This is a genomic window from Massilia mucilaginosa, from assembly GCF_011682145.1.
GTDB classification, from domain to species: domain Bacteria; phylum Pseudomonadota; class Gammaproteobacteria; order Burkholderiales; family Burkholderiaceae_D; genus Telluria_A; species Telluria_A mucilaginosa.
Window position 1 is genome coordinate 1 of record NZ_WHJH01000045.1, and the last position, 16,310, is coordinate 16,310.

The following is a 16,310-nucleotide window of genomic DNA, read 5'->3' on the forward strand; positions in this document are numbered from 1 at the left end:
GGCGCCGTGGGGGGGGGGCCGGCGGGGGGTCGTGGCGCCCCCCCGGGCCCACCCGGGGGGCCGGGCGGGCGCGGCCCCGCCCCCGGGGGGGCCACGGACGGGGTAGGTGGTATCGGCTTAGAAGCGGAAATTCGCCGTCAAACTGGCCGAGCGTGGCGCGCCCGGCGTGTAGCGATAGCCGCTCTTGTTAATCTGCGCAATGTACTCCTTGTCCGCCAGATTGTACAAGTTCAGCTGCAGGTCCACATTCTTGCTCACGCTGTACGACGCCATCGCATCGACCACCCAGTACGCATCGGCAAAGGCCGGCGTGCCCACCGCGCCATCGGTGCCGCGCAGCAGCTTGCCGACGTAACGCGCGCCGCCGCCCACTTTCAGGCCCATCGGCAGGGTGTACGAGGTCCACGAGGTGAACGCATCCTTCGGCGTGTAGTTCAGGTTGTTGATGCCGCTGGCGGTGACGACCTTGCCGTTGCGCACTTCCGTATCCATGCGGGCATAACCGGCACTGACCAGCCAGTTGCGCGCCACTTCACCGGTCACGCCCAGCTCGATCCCCTTCACTTGCTTGCGCCCGGTCTGGTAGTACAGCAGATCCACCGGATCCTGCTCCAGCTCGTTCTTGACGGTGGTCTTGTATACCGCCGCCGTGACGGACAGCTTTTGCTTGAGGAAATCCCACTTGGTGCCGATTTCGGTCGTGGTCGATTGCTGCGGATCGTATTTCGGGTTCGAGGCGCTGTTGGCGGAGCTCGACAAGGTGAAGTTGGTGCCCGGCGGCTGTTTCGACGTGGCAATCAGGGCGTATATGCTGCTGTCCTTGGTCGGCTTGTACAGGGCCGAGATCTTGCCGTTGCCGACCGTGTCGCTCAGCTTCAGCTTGGTCGGCACCAGAGTGCCCACCGGCAAGGTCGGATTGGCCGCGGCGGTCGACAGGCTGGTGGCGTTGTAGTTCACGTTGAAGTGGTCCATGCGGCCACCCACGTTGAAGATCCACTGCTCGCCCAGTTTGATGGTATCGAACAGGTACACGCTCTGGGTATCGACCTTGGAATTGGTGCCCGCGCCGTTGCGCACCAGGTTCAGCCCGGTGATCGGCGAGTACGGGTTCGGCGCGTACAGCGAGTCGACCGCCATCGTGCCGGCACCAAGGTAGCTGTAATTGGTCTGCTCTTCGCTGGTCAGCTCCAGGCCGCCCACCAAGGTGTGCTTCAGCCCGCCCATGTCCAGGTTGACCGTCGCCACGCTCTGGTTGGTCAGAATGGTGTTGGACTGGTCCTTGACGGTACGGTTGCCGCGCGTGATGGTCCAGCTGGACGGATCGTTGACGTTCGGCGTTTTCAGGTTGGCGCTGGTGCCCATGAAGGCGGTCAGCAGGTAATCCTGCGAGGTCTTGCCGTAGCGCGTGGTGTTCTGCAATTTCACGGTCGGCGAGAAATCATGCTCGACCTTGACGGTGAACATGTCGGCCTTGACCTTGTCGTAGTCGCTGGCCGAACCGTAGAAATTCTCCGGGTTGACCGGCGCCGCCGTGGTCAGGAAGGTGCGCGCATCCGGGCTCTTGTAGCCGGGCAGGCCGATGGTCGGCACGCCGCCGGTCGGCACATTGTCCTGGTCCACGTGCAGGTAGTTCAGGTAAATCCGGGTCGGGCTGTTCAGGCCGAAGGCGAGCGACGGCGCCAGCGCCCAGCGCTTGTTGTTGACCACATCGCGCCCCGGCGTGCCGCTGTCCTGCGCCAGCGCGTTGAGGCGGAAGGCGACGCCTTTTTCGGCGCTCAAGACGCTCGCGTAATCGAGCGTGGCGCGCTTTTGCTTGCCACTGCCGGCCACCACGGTGCCGGTGGTGCCGGACTCCATGACCGCCTGCTTGGTCACCATGTTGACCGAGCCGGTCGGCGACGCGCGCCCGGTGTCGGTGCCGGCCGGGCCCTTGAGCACGTCGAGCTGTTCGACGTTGAACACGTCGCGCGAAATCGAACCGATGTCGCGCACGCCATCGACAAAAATGCTGGTCGAGGAATCGAAGCCGCGCATGTAGATGGTGTCGCCGGTGGTGGTGTTGCCGTTTTCGCCGAGGAAGAAGGTGCCCACGCCAGGCGTGTTGCGCAGCGCTTCGGTCAGGGTCACCGCGCCTTGCTGCATGATCAGCTCTTTCTTGATCACGGTGACCGTTTGCGCGGTGTTGAGCAGGATTTCGGTGTACTTGGGCGAGGCGGCGCGTTCGGCCTTGAAGTCGTTGGTGGTTTCTTCACCGGTTTTGCTGACGACCCGCACTTCCGGCAGGCTTTTGGCCTGGGGCGCGTCGGTGGCGGCATGGGCCGCTACCGGGACCAGCAGCGCGGCAAGCGCGGCGCTCATGTGTTGATTGAAACGGGATTGCGCGTGCTTGCGGCTTTTGATCGGGGCCATCTGCTTCTCTTCGGATAGGGTGGATTGGACATAAATTGCCAACAATCTAGTCATTGTAGGGGAAATGTAAAACTATGTAAATGAGAATCGTTATCAATATAATTCTTATTCGCATCTGATAAAATCGGCAAACTTATGCTTTTTGCATATTTTTTGCTGTGAAAAGCGGCATCAGTACACGTCGCGCCGATAGCGGCCGGCCTGGTCGAGCACGGCCACGGTGTCGGCGCCGAGCACCGTTTCCAGGGTGGCGTGGACGGCGCCGGCCATGCCCTGCAGGCTGCCGCAGACGTAGATGGCGGCGCCATCGGCCACCCACGCGCGCAGTTCGGCGGCCTGCGCCGCCAGCGCGTGCTGCACATAGCGCTCGCTGCCGCCATCGCGTGAAAACACCAGGCTGACGGCGTCCAGCATGCCGGCCTGGCGCCACGCGGCGATGTCGCCGGCGCAGAAGTGATCGTGCGCGGCCTGGCGCTCGCCGAACAGCAGCCAGTTGCGCGCTTGGCCCGCCTCGGCGCGCCTTTGCAGGTGCGCGCGCAGGCCGGCGATGCCGGTGCCGTTGCCGATCAAAATCAGCGGCCGTTGCGTGTTGTCGCCGATCCGGAAGCGGCTGTGCTGGCGCACGCGCAGCAGCACCGGCGCGCCTTCCCGCGCCTCGCGGCACAGCCAGCCCGATGCCAGCCCCAGGCTGCCATCGTCGCGCGCGTGCAGGCGCACCAGCAAGGACAGACAGCCTTCGGCCATGGTCGAGGCAATCGAATACTCGCGCGGATAGTCCGGGTCGCCCGGCGCGCTCACCTGCACCAGGTCGCCCGCTTCCCATGCGGGCAATTCGCCTGCGGCCGGCAGCAGGTCGATGCGGTACACCGGGGCGCCCGCGCTGCCGGGGTTGAGCAGGCGGCGCGCGGCGATGCGCCAGTCGCCGTAGGCTGGCGCGCTCCAGTCGGGGGCGTCGCTGGTTCCGGCCAGGTGGCTCAGGTGATGCTGCCAGGCCTCGATGGCGGCGCCGCGTCCGCGGTCCACCTCGATCCGCGCGAACAGCGCCTGCGCGCCGCGCGCTTGCAGGGCGGCGTCCAGGCGGCGCCCGAAGCCGCAGTAGTTGGCATAGGTGCTGTCGCCCAGTGCCAGCAGCGCGTAGTGCAGCTGGCCGAGCGCCATGCCCGGGTCGTCGAGCAGGCGCGCCAGGCGCGCCGCGCTGTCGGGCGCATCGCCCTCGCCGTAGGTGCTGGCGATGAACAGGATGCGCGCCGCGCCGCGCAGGGTGGCTTCGTCGAGTTGCTCGACGCTGATCGCGCGCGCCGACAGGCCGCCGGTGCGCAAGGTCGCCACGGTGTGTCCGGCCAGCGCTTCGCCGGTGCCGGTCTGGCTGGCGTAAGCCACCAGCCAGTCGGCAGCCGCGCCGCCGCTGTCCTGGGGACGCTTGCCGGCGGCGCGGCGCGCGCGCAACAGGGTCAGGCACATGCCCGCGTAAGCCGCAACGGCGGCGGCGGCGCCGCCCCAGCGGACCGGATCGACAGTCATCATTGCAGTAATTCCTTGTAGGCGCTGGAGAGCACTTCGCGCAGGCCGCCGTCATGGCGCAGCAGGAAGCGCGCGGCCAGCGTTTGTTTTTCGGCCAGCGCCAGACCCTCTTCGGGGCCGAGCACCGACAGCGCGGTCGAGAGCGCGTCGGCCGCCATGCATTCGGCATGCAGCACGGTGACCGATGCGACGTCGTTGCGGATCGGCGCGCCGCTGCGCGGATCGAGCGTGTGCGAGGCGCGCTGGCCGCCATGCTCGAAGTAGCGCCGGTAGTCGCCCGAGGTGGCGATCGCCAGGCCATGCAGCGCCACCGTGGTCGGGCCGGCGCCGTCGCCCGCGCCGGGCACGCCTTCGAGCGCGACCCACCACGGCTGGCCGTCGGCCTTGGTGCCGGCGCCGCGCAGCTCGCCGCCGATCTCCACCAGATAGTGAAACAGTCCCTGCGCTTCCAGGCAGCGCGCCAGCAGGTCCACCGCGTAGCCCTTGGCGACCGACGACAGGTCGATCTGCACGCCGCCCGGTTGCAGCGCGCGCCGGCTGGCGCGGTCCAGTTGCAGGCGCTGGCGGTCGGCGCGCGCCACGATGGCTTGCGTTGCCGCCGCCAGCGGCGCGTAGAAATTGGCTTCGTTGTAGCGCTGGCGCGCGCCGAAGCCCCAGGCGTTGACCAGCGCCCCCGCGCACGGATCGTAGGCGCCGCCGCTGGCCTCGGCCACCTCCAGCGCGTAACTGAGCACGGTGAAAAATGCATCCGGCAGGCGATGCCAGTTGCCGGCCGGGGCGCTGTTGAAGCGGCTCAGGTTCGAGTCGCGTTCCCAGTGGCTCATTTGCGCCACCACCAGGTCGAGCTGGCGCTGCAAGGCTTCCAGCACGGTCGGGGCGGCGTCGGGCGGCGCCATCACCCGCGCCGACCAGCTGGTGCCCATGGTGGCGCCGCCCAGCTCATGGAGCACGCTGGTGCGCGGCGGCAGGGCCGGCGCGATGGCCAGCGGAACGAGGACGCGGCGATTCATTGACGCTGGCTTACTCTGGCAGTATTTCGAGCGTGGCGGCGTAGCTGTAGCGGCGCGTCACGGCCGGTGCGTCGGCCGCTGCCGCGCCTTTGGCCTGGGCCGCCGGGAAGCCGGCGTTGAGCCAGTACATGCCGGGCGCCGGCAAGGTCACCGCCACTTCGCCTTTGGCGTCGGTCTCCAGGCGCACTTCACCGAGCACGCCGCGATAGCGCACCCCGCCCGGAATCAGGCTGAAAGCGAACTTGGGCAGCGGCTTGCCATCGAGCTGGAAGCGCCACCTGGCCGTTTCGCCGGCGCGCAGGTCGGTCGGATTGGTCAGCGCGATCATCTCCAGTCCCACGCCGCTCGGTTTCAGGGCGCCGTCGCTGGTCTTGTTGGCGCTGACAAACGTCTCCAGGCGCTGATGCGCGTAGGTGGTTTTCAGTTCTTGCGCATCGCCTGGCACTTCCTTGGCAAACGCTTCTTCGCTGCCACGGAAACGCTTGGTTTCGCCAGCCTTGTCCTTGTAGCTGGCCATGACGTTGCGGCTGACGATACTGATTTTGTAGGTGCCGTTCTTGGCCATCTTCAGGTCGAAGGTGCTGCGCTGCTTGCCCGTGTAGCCGGCCGGCGCTGGCGTGACCACGCCGTCCGGATCGGTGACGGTGGCCGCGTCGAGCTTGAGGGCGACGTGTTCGATCTCGAACAGGCCTTCCGAAATGGCGCCGTCGATGGTGACCCACGGCTCCTTCGCTTCGACCATGGTCGCCTGCGGATACAGCCAGCCCCGGTGGGCGGAGGCGCTCAGGGAGACGGCGGCCAGGGTCAGCGCGAGCAGGGTCTTTTTCATCATGGTGTTGGTCATTGTCTTCACTTAAGGGGTGATCTGGAGGGAAACCGCGCCGAGTTCTTCCTTGCCGCGCGCGCTGAAGGTTTGCTTGCCCTTGAGCGGCAGGGAAAACGGCACGCGTACCAGTTCACGGCCGCCCGATTCGCGCGCCGCTTCGATCACCAGCTTGTAGTCGCCGGCCGGCAGCTTGTCGATGCCGCTGCGCGCCGGGCCGAAGCTGATGGTCTGTTCGCCCGCCGAACGGGTGGCGCCGCTGACGCCATCCATCGGCAGTTCCACGTCGCGCCCGGCCTTGCGCCACCAGGTGCGCAGGTCCTTGACCCATTTGGTGCCGGCGTTGTCCTTCTTCTTGACGTCGTACAGCACCGACAGGTTGGCCGCCACGCTCTGGTCGGCGCGTTCCAGCCACATGGCCACGTAGGGCCGGTGGTATTCGGCCACGTTCAGTTGCGGGATCTCGAACTTGACGGCCAGGTCGGCGCCGACGGCCCAGCTGCTCAGCATGGGAAGGGTAAGGGCAAGCGTGTGCTGTAGTTTCATGGGTGGCAGACGTAGTGGGTAATTAGTGAGTAAACAGGAGGGCGAGCAGCAGCGGCAGCAGGATGCCGGCGCCGATCACCGGCCAGGTGGACGGGCGGTTGGCGGCGTGCAGTTTCATGATCAGGAAACCGGTCAGCGAAAACACCACGCAGGCCACCGCGAAAATATCGATGAACCAGCTCCACACCGGGCCGGCGTTGCGGCCCTTGTGCAGGTCGTTGAGCCAGGAGACCATGCCGCGGTCGGTCTTTTCGAATTCGGCGGCGCCGTCGACGGCGATGCGCAGCCAGGCGTCGCCGCCGGGCCGGGGCAGGGCGACGTAGGCGTCTTCCTCGGTCCATTCGGCGTCGATGGCGCCGAGGTCCAGCCCGAACTCGCGGTCGGCCCAGCTGGCCACGCGCGCCGGCAGCGGGGCGCGCGCGTCCACGTGTTCGGTGGCGGCCTGCTTCAGGTCGCGCAGCAGGGGCGCGGGCAGGGTGGCCTTGCGCTTGGTCACGGCCGGCTTGGCTTCGATCTGGGTGGCGTGGTTGAGCGTGATGCCGGTGATGCTGAACAAGAGCATCCCCATCAGGCACAAGGCCGAGCTGATCCAGTGCCAGCGGTGCAGGTTCTTGAGCCAGGCGGCGCGGCTGGCGCTGGGGAGCGTGGCAGGGGAGGACATTCGGTGCTTCCGTCAACGAGCTAAACGCAAATGATAACTATTATCATTTGTGCGGTCAATGGCATCAAGGCACATTTACAATACGCAACAATCGCTTGTTTTCACCCACACAGGCCCGATATTGTCCGTGAGCTGGCGCAAGAAATCACCGCGTTGACTATCCATAAACTTGTGCAAAGTCAAACTATTCGCGGCCAAGCCGTGGTTTTGGCATCGCCCAATACAAAAAGATGATCGGCAACTTTTTTCGCGGGGTGGAATGTTAGGCTACAATACGCGTGCTATTCTTCCGACGTCGTAAGAATGCTGCGAGCTTTACAAGTCCTTCCCCACAACTTGATGTGCAATCCGCTAACCGGTCAGGCCGTGTCGCGGAAGGTTAGATTAACCCGCCAAACTCGCGAAGCGCGAAGAAAGGTGAGCAAGATGATGCAAGAACAAACCGCGAACTCCTATTTGTTCGGTGGTAACGCGCCGTACGTTGAAGAGCTGTACGAGGCCTATCTCGACAACCCAGGCTCGGTGCCAGACAACTGGCGCGCCTATTTCGACTCCATGCAGAATGTCCCTGCGGTCGACGGCTCCAACAAACCCGACGTAGCCCACGCTTCCGTCATCGCCTCGTTCGCCGAGCGCGCCAAAGCAGGCCCGATCCGTGTCGTGACCGCGTCCACCGACGCCGAAATGGGACGCAAGCGCGTCGCCGTCACCCAGCTCATCGCCGCTTACCGCTATCTCGGTTCGCAGTGGGCCAACCTGGACCCGCTGCAGCGCCAGGAACGTCCGATGATTCCGGAACTCGAGCCAAGCTTCTACGGTTTCACCGATGCCGACATGGACATCGTGTTCAACATCAGCAATACCTACTTCGGCCCTGAAACCGCATCCCTGCGCGACCTGCTGAACTTCCTGCGCGATACCTACTGCCGTTCGATCGGCGCCGAATTCATGTACATCGGCGATCCGGCGGAAAAGCGCTGGCTGCAGGAGAAACTCGAAGCGATCCGCTCGACCCCGAGCTTCACGGCCGAGAAAAAAGCCCACATCCTCGAGCGCCTGACCGCTGCCGAAGGCCTGGAGCGCTACCTGCACACCAAATACGTCGGCGCCAAGCGCTTCTCGCTGGAAGGCTCCGAATCCTTCATCGCCTCGATCGACGAAACCATCCAGCGCGCCGGTGAAAAAGGCGTGCAGGAGATCGTTATCGGCATGGCCCACCGTGGCCGCCTGAACGTGCTGGTCAACACCCTGGGCAAATCGCCCCAGGAACTGTTCGAAGAATTCGAAGGCAAGCACGGCGACGACCTGCCGTCGGGCGACGTCAAGTACCACCAGGGCTTCTCAAGCGATATCTCGACCGCCGGCGGTCCGGTCCACCTGTCGCTGGCCTTCAACCCATCGCACCTCGAGATCGTCAACCCGGTGGTCGAAGGTTCGGTCAAGGCGCGCATGGAGCGTCGCGGCGACAAGGATGGCGCGCAAGTGCTGCCGATCCTGGTCCACGGCGACGCCGCCTTCGCCGGCCAGGGCGTGGTCATGGAAACGCTGAACCTTGCGCAGACCCGCGGCTACGGCACGGGCGGCACGGTGCACATCGTGATCAACAACCAGATCGGTTTCACCACGTCCGACCCGCGCGATGCGCGTTCGACCCTGTACTGCTCGGACGTCGTCAAGATGATCGAAGCGCCGGTACTGCACGTGAACGGCGACGACCCTGAAGCGGTCGTGCTGGCGACCCAGATCGCGCTCGACTACCGCGTCCAGTTCAAGAAAGACGTCGTGGTCGACATCATCTGCTACCGTAAACTCGGCCACAACGAACAGGACACCCCGGCGCTGACCCAGCCGCTGATGTACAAGAAAATCGGCCAGCATCCGGGCACCCGCAAGCTGTACGCGGACAAGCTGATCGCCCAGGGCACCCTGGCGGCCGACGGCGGCGACAAAATGGTCTCGGCCTACCGCGACGCCATGGACGCCGGCAAGCACACGATCGATCCGGTCATCTCGAACTTCAAGAACAAGTACGCGGTCGACTGGCTGCCGTTCCTGAACCGCAAATGGACCGACAGTGCCGACACCGCCGTGCCGATGACGGAACTGAAACGCCTGGCCACCCGCATCACCACCCTGCCAGAGAATTTCAAAGTCCACTCGCTGGTCGAAAAAGTGCTGGCCGACCGCGCCACCATGGGCCGTGGTGAGCTGAACCTGGACTGGGGCATGGGCGAGCATCTCGCGTACGCTTCGCTGGTCTCGTCCGGCTACGCCATCCGCCTGTCGGGCCAGGATGCCGGCCGCGGTACCTTTACCCACCGCCACGCCGTGCTGCACGACCAGAACCGCGAGCGCTGGGATGCCGGTACCTACGTCCCACTGTGCAATGTGTCGGAAGGCCAGGCGCCGTTCGTCGTGATCGACTCGGTACTGTCCGAAGAAGCCGTACTGGCCTTCGAATACGGCTACTCGACCGCCGAACCGAACACCCTGACCATCTGGGAAGCCCAGTTCGGCGACTTCGCCAACGGCGCCCAGGTCGTGATCGACCAGTTCATCGCTTCCGGCGAAGTCAAATGGGGCCGCGCGTCGGGTCTCGTGATGATGCTGCCGCACGGTTACGAAGGCCAGGGTCCGGAGCACTCGTCGGCGCGTCCTGAACGCTTCCTGCAGCTGTGCGCGGACAACAATATGCAAGTCGTGCAGCCGACCACCGGCTCGCAGATTTTCCACCTGCTGCGCCGCCAGATGGTGCGCCAGTTCAGGAAGCCTTTGGTCATCCTCACGCCGAAGTCGCTGCTGCGTAACAAGGACGCCAGCTCGCCGCTGACCGAACTGGCCAAGGGCATGTTCCACACCGTGATCGGTGAAGTCGACGAGAAAATCGACGCCAAGAAGGTCAAGCGCGTGATCGCCTGCTCGGGCAAGGTTTACTACGACCTGGTCAACAGCCGCAAGACGCGCAACCAGCTCGATACCGCCATCATCCGTGTCGAACAGCTGTATCCGTTCCCGCACAAGTCGTTCGCGGCTGAACTCAAAAAGTTCCCGAACGCGACTGAATTGGTGTGGACCCAGGATGAGCCGCAGAATCAGGGACCATGGTTCCAGATCCAGCACAACATTTTCGAGAGCCTCGAATCGGGCCAGCGCCTGGCGTATGCAGGCCGTCCGGCTTCGGCATCGCCTGCCGTCGGTTACGGCGACAAGCACAATGCGCAGCAGAAGGAATTGCTGGAAACGGCATTCTCGAAGCTCAAGGGTTTCATCCTGACCAAATAATCACCACGCCCCGCCGGGTCCATCCCCCGGCGGGGCGCTGCTAAAAACAATACACGGAGTTTTACATGGCACAAATCGAAGTCAAAGTCCCAGTTCTGTCGGAATCGGTAGCGGAAGCGACCCTGCTGTCGTGGCACAAGAAAGTCGGCGAGCCAGTCGCGCGCGACGAAAACATGATCGACATCGAGACCGACAAGGTCGTCCTCGAACTGCCTGCGCCGAACGCCGGCATCATCACCCAGATTCTCAAGGCCGACGGCGCCACCGTCGTCGCCGGCGAAGTCATCGCCATCATCGACACCGAAGCGTCGGCACAAGTGAGCCCGCTGCAGATCTCCAGCGTCCCTGTGCAAGCCGCGCCTGCCGCCGCACCAGCTGCCGCCGATCCGGTTGCCGCAGCGATCAGCGCGATCGCATCGAAATCGAACGTCGCCATGCCAGCGGCGGCCAAGCTGCTGGCCGATAACAACCTGACCACGTCCGACGTGGCCGGCAGTGGCCGCGATGGCCGCGTGACCAAGGGCGACGTCCTGGGCGCGGTAGCGGGCGGCGTCAAGCCGGCTGCGCCGGCACCACTGGCCGCACCAGCCGCGCCGGCCAAGGCACCGTTGCAGCAGATCGCCGCACCGGCCGCCGCCAGCCTGGGCGAGCGTCCGGAAGAGCGCGTGCCGATGAGCCGCCTGCGCGCCCGTATCGCCGAGCGCCTGGTCATGTCGCAGTCGACCAACGCCATCCTGACCACGTTCAACGAAGTGAACATGCAGCCGGTGATCGACCTGCGCAACAAGTACAAGGACAAGTTCGAGAAAGAGCACGGCGTCAAGCTGGGCTTCATGTCCTTCTTCGTCAAGGCCGCTGTCGCCGCGCTGAAAAAGTACCCGATCATCAATGCGTCGGTCGACGGTAACGACATCGTCTACCACGGCTACTTCGACATCGGCATCGCGGTCGGTTCGCCGCGCGGCCTGGTGGTGCCGATCCTGCGCAACGCCGACCAGATGTCGATCGCCGAAATCGAGAAGAAGATCGGTGAATTCGGCCAGAAAGCCAAGGAAGGCAAGCTGACCCTGGACGACCTGACCGGCGGTACTTTCTCGATCTCGAACGGCGGCACCTTCGGCTCCATGCTGTCGACCCCGATCATCAACCCGCCGCAGTCGGCCATCCTGGGCGTGCACGCGACCAAGGACCGCGCCGTCGTCGAAAACGGGCTCGTCGTGGTGCGTCCGATGAACTACCTGGCGATGTCGTACGATCACCGCATCATCGACGGCCGCGAAGCCGTCCTGGGCCTGGTCACGATGAAGGAAACGCTGGAAGATCCGGCGCGTTTGCTGCTGGACCTGTAAGCACGAGGTGCGCGCTGGCAGCGCGTGCTTAGCCGGTTGTTTTGGATGGGTGGATAATTGAATATCTCCGACGAAATCAAGCGTTTGCACGAACTGCATCAAGCCGGCGCGCTCTCCGACGCCGAATTTTCACAGGCCAAGGCGCGCCTGCTGGCCGAACAAGAGCGGGCCAGCCTTGGCCCCGGTCCCGGCAACGGCGACCTGGCCAGCGAGTTCTCGCGGCTGCGCCGCACGCGCGGCGACCGCTGGATCTCGGGCGTGTGCGGCGGCCTGGCCAGGGTCTCGGGCATGGATGCATGGGTATGGCGGCTGGTGTTTACGGTCTTTACCCTGTACTTCCTGCTTGGCCTGCTGATCTACCTGCTGATGTGGGTATTCGTACCAGAAGAATAAATCAAGGGAATCAATAATGAGTGACGCAAAACAATTCGACGTGGTTGTCATCGGCGCCGGTCCGGGCGGCTACATCGCCGCCATCCGCGCGGCGCAACTGGGTTTCAAGGTTGCCTGTATCGATGAATGGTCCAACGCCAAGGGCGGCCCGGCACCGGGCGGTACCTGCACCAACGTCGGCTGCATTCCATCGAAAGCGCTGCTGCAGTCGTCCGAGCACTTCGAGCACGCCGGCCATGCGTTCGCCGAGCACGGCATCGATGTCGCCGGCCTGGCGCTGAACCTGCCGCAGATGTTGAAGCGCAAGGACACCGTCGTCAAACAGAACAACGACGGCATCCTGTTCCTGTTCAAGAAAAACAAGATCGCCTTCTTCCACGGCCGCGGCGCGTTCTCCGGCGCCGCCGAAGGCGGCTACCAGGTCAGCGTCACCGGCCCCGCCGCCGAAACGCTCAGCGCCAAGCATGTCATCATCGCGACCGGTTCCAACGCGCGTGAACTGCCGGGCGCACCGTTCGACGAAAAACTGATCCTGTCGAACACCGGCGCACTGACCATCGACACCGTGCCGGCCACCCTGGGCGTGATCGGCGCCGGCGTGATCGGCCTGGAAATGGGCAGCGTGTGGCGCCGCCTGGGCGCCAAGGTCACCGTGCTGGAAGGCCTGCCGACTTTCCTCGGCGCGGTCGACGAGCAGATCGCCAAGGAAGCGCACAAGCTGTTCACCAAGCAGGGCCTGGCGATCAACCTGGGCGTGAAGATCAGCAAAGTCAGCGCAGGCAGCAACAACGTCACCGTCGACTATGCCAACGCCGCCGGCGAAGCGCAGAGCGCCGTGTTCGACAAGCTGATCATCTCGATCGGGCGCGTGCCGAACACGATCGGCCTGGGCGCCGACTCGGTTGGCCTGAAGCTCGATGAGCGCGGCTTCATCGCGGTCGACGACGACTGCAAGACCAACCTGCCGAACGTGTGGGCGGTGGGCGACGTGGTGCGCGGTCCGATGCTGGCGCACAAAGCCGAAGAAGAAGGCGTTGCCGTGGCCGAGCGTATCGCCGGCCAGCATGGCCACACCAACTTCAACACGATTCCGTGGGTGATCTACACCTCGCCGGAAATTGCCTGGGTTGGCCAGACCGAGCAGCAGCTCAAAGCGGCCGGCGTGGCCTACAAGGCGGGCACCTTCCCGTTCATGGCCAATGGCCGTGCGCGCGCGCTGGGCGACACCTCGGGCATGGTCAAGTTCCTGGCCGATGCCACCACCGATGAAATCCTCGGCGTGCACATCGTCGGCCCGATGGCCTCCGAACTGATTTCGGAAGCGGTCGTCGCGATGGAATTCCGCGCATCGGCGGAAGACATCGCCCGCATCTGCCACGCCCACCCATCGCTGTCCGAAGCGACCAAGGAAGCCGCGCTGGCCGTCGACAAGCGCACCTTGAACTTCTAAATCCGTACCCCGCCGGCGCGCCGATGAATTCCATCGGCGCGCCCGGCTTTCTGTATTGCCTCCCCAGATGAATGTCCAAGAGTTCTACCAGCACGCCTTATCCCAACGCGGCTTTACCTCGGACGAGGCGCAGCAACGCGCGGTCGACCGCCTGCAGCGCGCCTACGAGGAGTGGGTGGAGTTCCGTTCGCAGCGCTCGTCCACCTTCAAGCGCCTGATCAACCGTCCGGACGTGCCGCGCGGAGTCTACCTGTGGGGTGGAGTAGGGCGCGGCAAGTCGTTTTTGATGGACAGTTTTTACTCGGTGGTGCCGGTGGTGCGCAAGACGCGCCTGCATTTCCACGAATTCATGCGCGGCGTGCACCGCGAGCTCGATGAGCTCAAGGGCGTGGCCGATCCGCTCGACGACGTCGCGCGCCGCATCGCCAAAAAGTACCGCCTGATCTGCTTCGACGAATTCCATGTGTCGGATATCGCCGACGCCATGATCCTGTACAACCTGTTGACGGCCCTGTTCAATAACGGCGTGTCCTTCATCATGACGTCGAACTACGATCCCGACCTGCTGTACCCGGACGGCCTGCACCGCGACCGCATGCTGCCGACCATCGCCCTGCTCAAGGACAAGCTCGACATATTGAACGTCGACGCCGGCATCGACTACCGCAAGCGCGCGCTGGAACAGGTCGAGAGCTACTACACGCCACTGAACGCCGCCTCCGACGAGGCGCTGCGCACGGCCTACGCGCGCATCGCCGAGACGGCCGACGAAGACCCGCGCATCCGCATCGAAGAGCGCGAAATCCGCGCGCTGCGGCACGCGGGCGGCATCATCTGGTTCGACTTTGCGACCCTGTGCGGCGGGCCGCGCTCGCAGAACGATTACCTCGAAATCGCCAGCCGCTTCCACACCGTGGTGCTGTCGGGGATTCCGGCCATGTCGGCGGCGCAGTCGTCCGAGGCGCGCCGGTTTACGTGGCTGATCGACGTCTTCTACGACCACAAGGTTAAACTGCTGATGTCGGCCGCCGTGGCGCCGGAAGAGCTGTACACGCAAGGGACGCTGTCGAACGAGTTTCACCGCACCGTCTCGCGTATTATTGAAATGCAGTCGCGCGAATACATGGATGCGGAGCGGCGCGGCGCGGCCGAGTCGCTTTCCTGACCCTTTTCCCGCCCCTTCGCCCGACTGCCCACAGGATACTGAACATGAACAACCGCCTTGTTTTTCCCATGATCCGGCTTGCCGCGCTGGCGCTGGCCGCCGGCCTTGTCGGCTGCACGCCCGGCCTGCAGCCGACCAGCATGGCGCCGCAGGTGCCCGCCACCGAGTCGCTGGAACAGGCCGCGCTCAAGCTCGAACAGGTGCGCGCCCAGCGCGCCGCCACCGAAGCGCGCTACGCCAACAGCGAAGTGACCTGCTACGAAAAATTCTTCGTCAACGACTGCCTCGATGAAGCGCGCGAATACCGGCGCGTGACCCTGGCTTACCTGAACGCGGTGGAAGACGAAGCCCAGCATTTCCAGCGCAAGGCCTCGGCCGACGCGCGCGACGCGGCGGTGGCCGAATCGATCCGCGTGGCGGAAGCGGAAGAGGCGCGCCTGGCGGCCAATCCGGCGCCGGCCCCGGTGGTGGCGGCGCCGAAGGTGAAGGGACCATCGACCAGGCCGAGCCTGGAAGCGCGCCAGGCGGCGCAGGCGGCCAAGCTGGCCAACATCGCCGCCGCCGAGAGAGCGGCGGTGCCGGAACGCGCGGCCAACGCGGCCGCGTTCGAGCAGAAGCGGATCGATTCGGAGAGGCGCCAGCGCAAGGTCGAAGAGAAAAAGGCGGCCAGCGCGAAGAAGGCGGAAAAGGCGGCCAAAGATGCCGAGGCGGCCGCCAAGCCGAAGGAAGTGAAGATCTCGAAGTAAGCCCCATCGCTCCCCGCCGAGGCGGGGAGCGATGTACTACACCGCCCGGCGCATCCGTTCCACCGTGTAATTCGGCACTTCCTTGGGCGGCTTGACCAGCTTCACAATGGCCATGGTGCAGTTGCCACCCTTGCCCTGGGCCCGCTCCACCGCCTTGTTGATCAGCAGCTCGGAGGCTTGGCGCGGGGTGTTCTTGCTGGTCACCGCGCCCAGTTCGGCATCCGTGAAGAAGTGCCACAGCCCGTCCGAGGCCAGCAGGAAAGTGTCGCCCGCAGCCAGGTTCTCGTGGTGGCCGACGGCCACGAACGGCTCCTTGCGGCTGTTGCCGAGCACATTGACCAGCAGCTTGGAGTGGCGGTGGTTCCTGGCCGCTTCGAGCGGCAGCTTGTCGGTGCCGACCAGGTGCTCGATGTAGGGCACGTCGCTGGTGCGCACCACGCATTCGGAGCGCACGAAGCGGTACAGGCGCGAATCGCCCACGTGCGCCCACACCGCCGTGCCCTTGGGGGTGATCACCAGCCCGACGAAGGTCGAATGGCCCTCGGTCTTGCTGGTCACGGAATTGAGCTTGAGCATGGTGTGCGTTTCCAGCACGATATCGCGCAGCATCGCTTGCAGGCGCTCGACGCTCGGATCGTCGCCCGGCTTGAACAGGTCGAACTGCTGCTTGGCCGTCATCAGTACCTGGTCCGAGGCCGAAGAACCGCCGGAAACGCCGTCCGCCAGCACCGCCATCATGTAGCCGGGCGCGCGCGCGCCGGTGAACAGGGCGGTGCGGTTGGTCTGTTCCGGCCGGTTACCAATGTGCTGCGCGGTACCAGCTTCTATCTTGTATACGTTCATATGCTTGGGGTAAAGTCCTGGCTGCGTTACCATACGGCTCTCGTGGCTGCCGTATTCTATATTGTTGGCTGCAACGACGCCGTAGATTAAACTATGCACCGAGTATGCGGTA

General features: G+C 64.7%; 14 protein-coding genes. 7 read left to right on the forward strand and 7 right to left on the reverse strand.

Annotated features, from left to right (window positions below; translation table 11 throughout):
- Positions 1–117: 117 nt before the first annotated feature.
- The 6 genes from F2P45_RS25800 to F2P45_RS25825 all read right to left on the reverse strand — a co-directional run bounded on the left by F2P45_RS25800 (position 118) and on the right by F2P45_RS25825 (position 6,970).
- Complete coding sequence (locus tag F2P45_RS25800; protein ID WP_166881080.1) at positions 118–2,409, reverse strand: catecholate siderophore receptor Fiu; 2,292 nt, start codon at positions 2,407–2,409, stop codon at positions 118–120.
- A gap of 171 nt (positions 2,410–2,580) precedes the next feature.
- Positions 2,581–3,933 (reverse strand): sulfite reductase subunit alpha, encoded by a 1,353-nt coding sequence (locus tag F2P45_RS25805; RefSeq protein ID WP_166881081.1) that lies wholly within the window; start codon positions 3,931–3,933, stop codon positions 2,581–2,583.
- On the reverse strand, positions 3,930–4,940 hold the full coding sequence (locus F2P45_RS25810; RefSeq protein ID WP_229505306.1) for an FAD:protein FMN transferase: 1,011 nt from the start codon (positions 4,938–4,940) through the stop codon (positions 3,930–3,932). Before F2P45_RS25810 ends, F2P45_RS25805 begins: the two co-directional genes overlap by 4 nt.
- 10 nt (positions 4,941–4,950) lie before the next feature.
- Complete coding sequence (locus tag F2P45_RS25815; RefSeq protein ID WP_229505307.1) at positions 4,951–5,784, reverse strand: DUF4198 domain-containing protein; 834 nt, start codon at positions 5,782–5,784, stop codon at positions 4,951–4,953.
- Between the two features lie 9 nt (positions 5,785–5,793).
- Positions 5,794–6,309, reverse strand: a complete 516-nt coding sequence (locus F2P45_RS25820; protein ID WP_166881082.1) for a DUF2271 domain-containing protein — start codon at positions 6,307–6,309, stop codon at positions 5,794–5,796.
- Between the two features lie 22 nt (positions 6,310–6,331).
- Positions 6,332–6,970 carry a PepSY-associated TM helix domain-containing protein gene (locus F2P45_RS25825; protein WP_166881083.1) on the reverse strand — a complete coding sequence of 213 codons (639 nt, stop codon included), beginning with the start codon at positions 6,968–6,970 and terminating at the stop codon, positions 6,332–6,334.
- A gap of 30 nt (positions 6,971–7,000) precedes the next feature.
- Here F2P45_RS25825 and F2P45_RS25830 point away from each other — a divergent pair, with 30 nt between their 5' ends.
- From F2P45_RS25830 to F2P45_RS25860, 7 genes are all read left to right on the forward strand, one after another.
- Positions 7,001–7,204 carry a hypothetical protein gene (locus F2P45_RS25830; RefSeq protein WP_166881084.1) on the forward strand — a complete coding sequence of 68 codons (204 nt, stop codon included), beginning with the start codon at positions 7,001–7,003 and terminating at the stop codon, positions 7,202–7,204.
- Positions 7,205–7,396: 192 nt separating this feature from the next.
- Positions 7,397–10,252 (forward strand): 2-oxoglutarate dehydrogenase E1 component, encoded by a 2,856-nt coding sequence (locus tag F2P45_RS25835; protein WP_166881085.1) that lies wholly within the window; start codon positions 7,397–7,399, stop codon positions 10,250–10,252.
- A gap of 65 nt (positions 10,253–10,317) precedes the next feature.
- Positions 10,318–11,601 (forward strand): 2-oxoglutarate dehydrogenase complex dihydrolipoyllysine-residue succinyltransferase, encoded by a 1,284-nt coding sequence (gene odhB / locus F2P45_RS25840; protein WP_166881086.1) that lies wholly within the window; start codon positions 10,318–10,320, stop codon positions 11,599–11,601.
- Between the two features lie 57 nt (positions 11,602–11,658).
- Positions 11,659–11,994 carry a PspC domain-containing protein gene (locus F2P45_RS25845; protein ID WP_166881087.1) on the forward strand — a complete coding sequence of 112 codons (336 nt, stop codon included), beginning with the start codon at positions 11,659–11,661 and terminating at the stop codon, positions 11,992–11,994.
- A gap of 16 nt (positions 11,995–12,010) precedes the next feature.
- Positions 12,011–13,444 carry a dihydrolipoyl dehydrogenase gene (gene lpdA, locus F2P45_RS25850; RefSeq protein ID WP_166881088.1) on the forward strand — a complete coding sequence of 478 codons (1,434 nt, stop codon included), beginning with the start codon at positions 12,011–12,013 and terminating at the stop codon, positions 13,442–13,444.
- 67 nt (positions 13,445–13,511) lie between these two features.
- Positions 13,512–14,609 carry a cell division protein ZapE gene (gene zapE / locus F2P45_RS25855; RefSeq protein WP_166881089.1) on the forward strand — a complete coding sequence of 366 codons (1,098 nt, stop codon included), beginning with the start codon at positions 13,512–13,514 and terminating at the stop codon, positions 14,607–14,609.
- Between the two features lie 44 nt (positions 14,610–14,653).
- Positions 14,654–15,355 (forward strand): hypothetical protein, encoded by a 702-nt coding sequence (locus tag F2P45_RS25860; RefSeq protein WP_166881090.1) that lies wholly within the window; start codon positions 14,654–14,656, stop codon positions 15,353–15,355.
- A 36-nt stretch (positions 15,356–15,391) separates the two neighbouring features.
- Here F2P45_RS25860 and F2P45_RS25865 read toward each other — a convergent pair whose 3' ends face one another.
- Positions 15,392–16,198: a PP2C family protein-serine/threonine phosphatase gene (locus F2P45_RS25865; RefSeq protein ID WP_166881121.1), complete on the reverse strand. Its 807-nt coding sequence runs from the start codon at positions 16,196–16,198 to the stop codon at positions 15,392–15,394.
- Positions 16,199–16,310 lie beyond the last annotated feature (112 nt).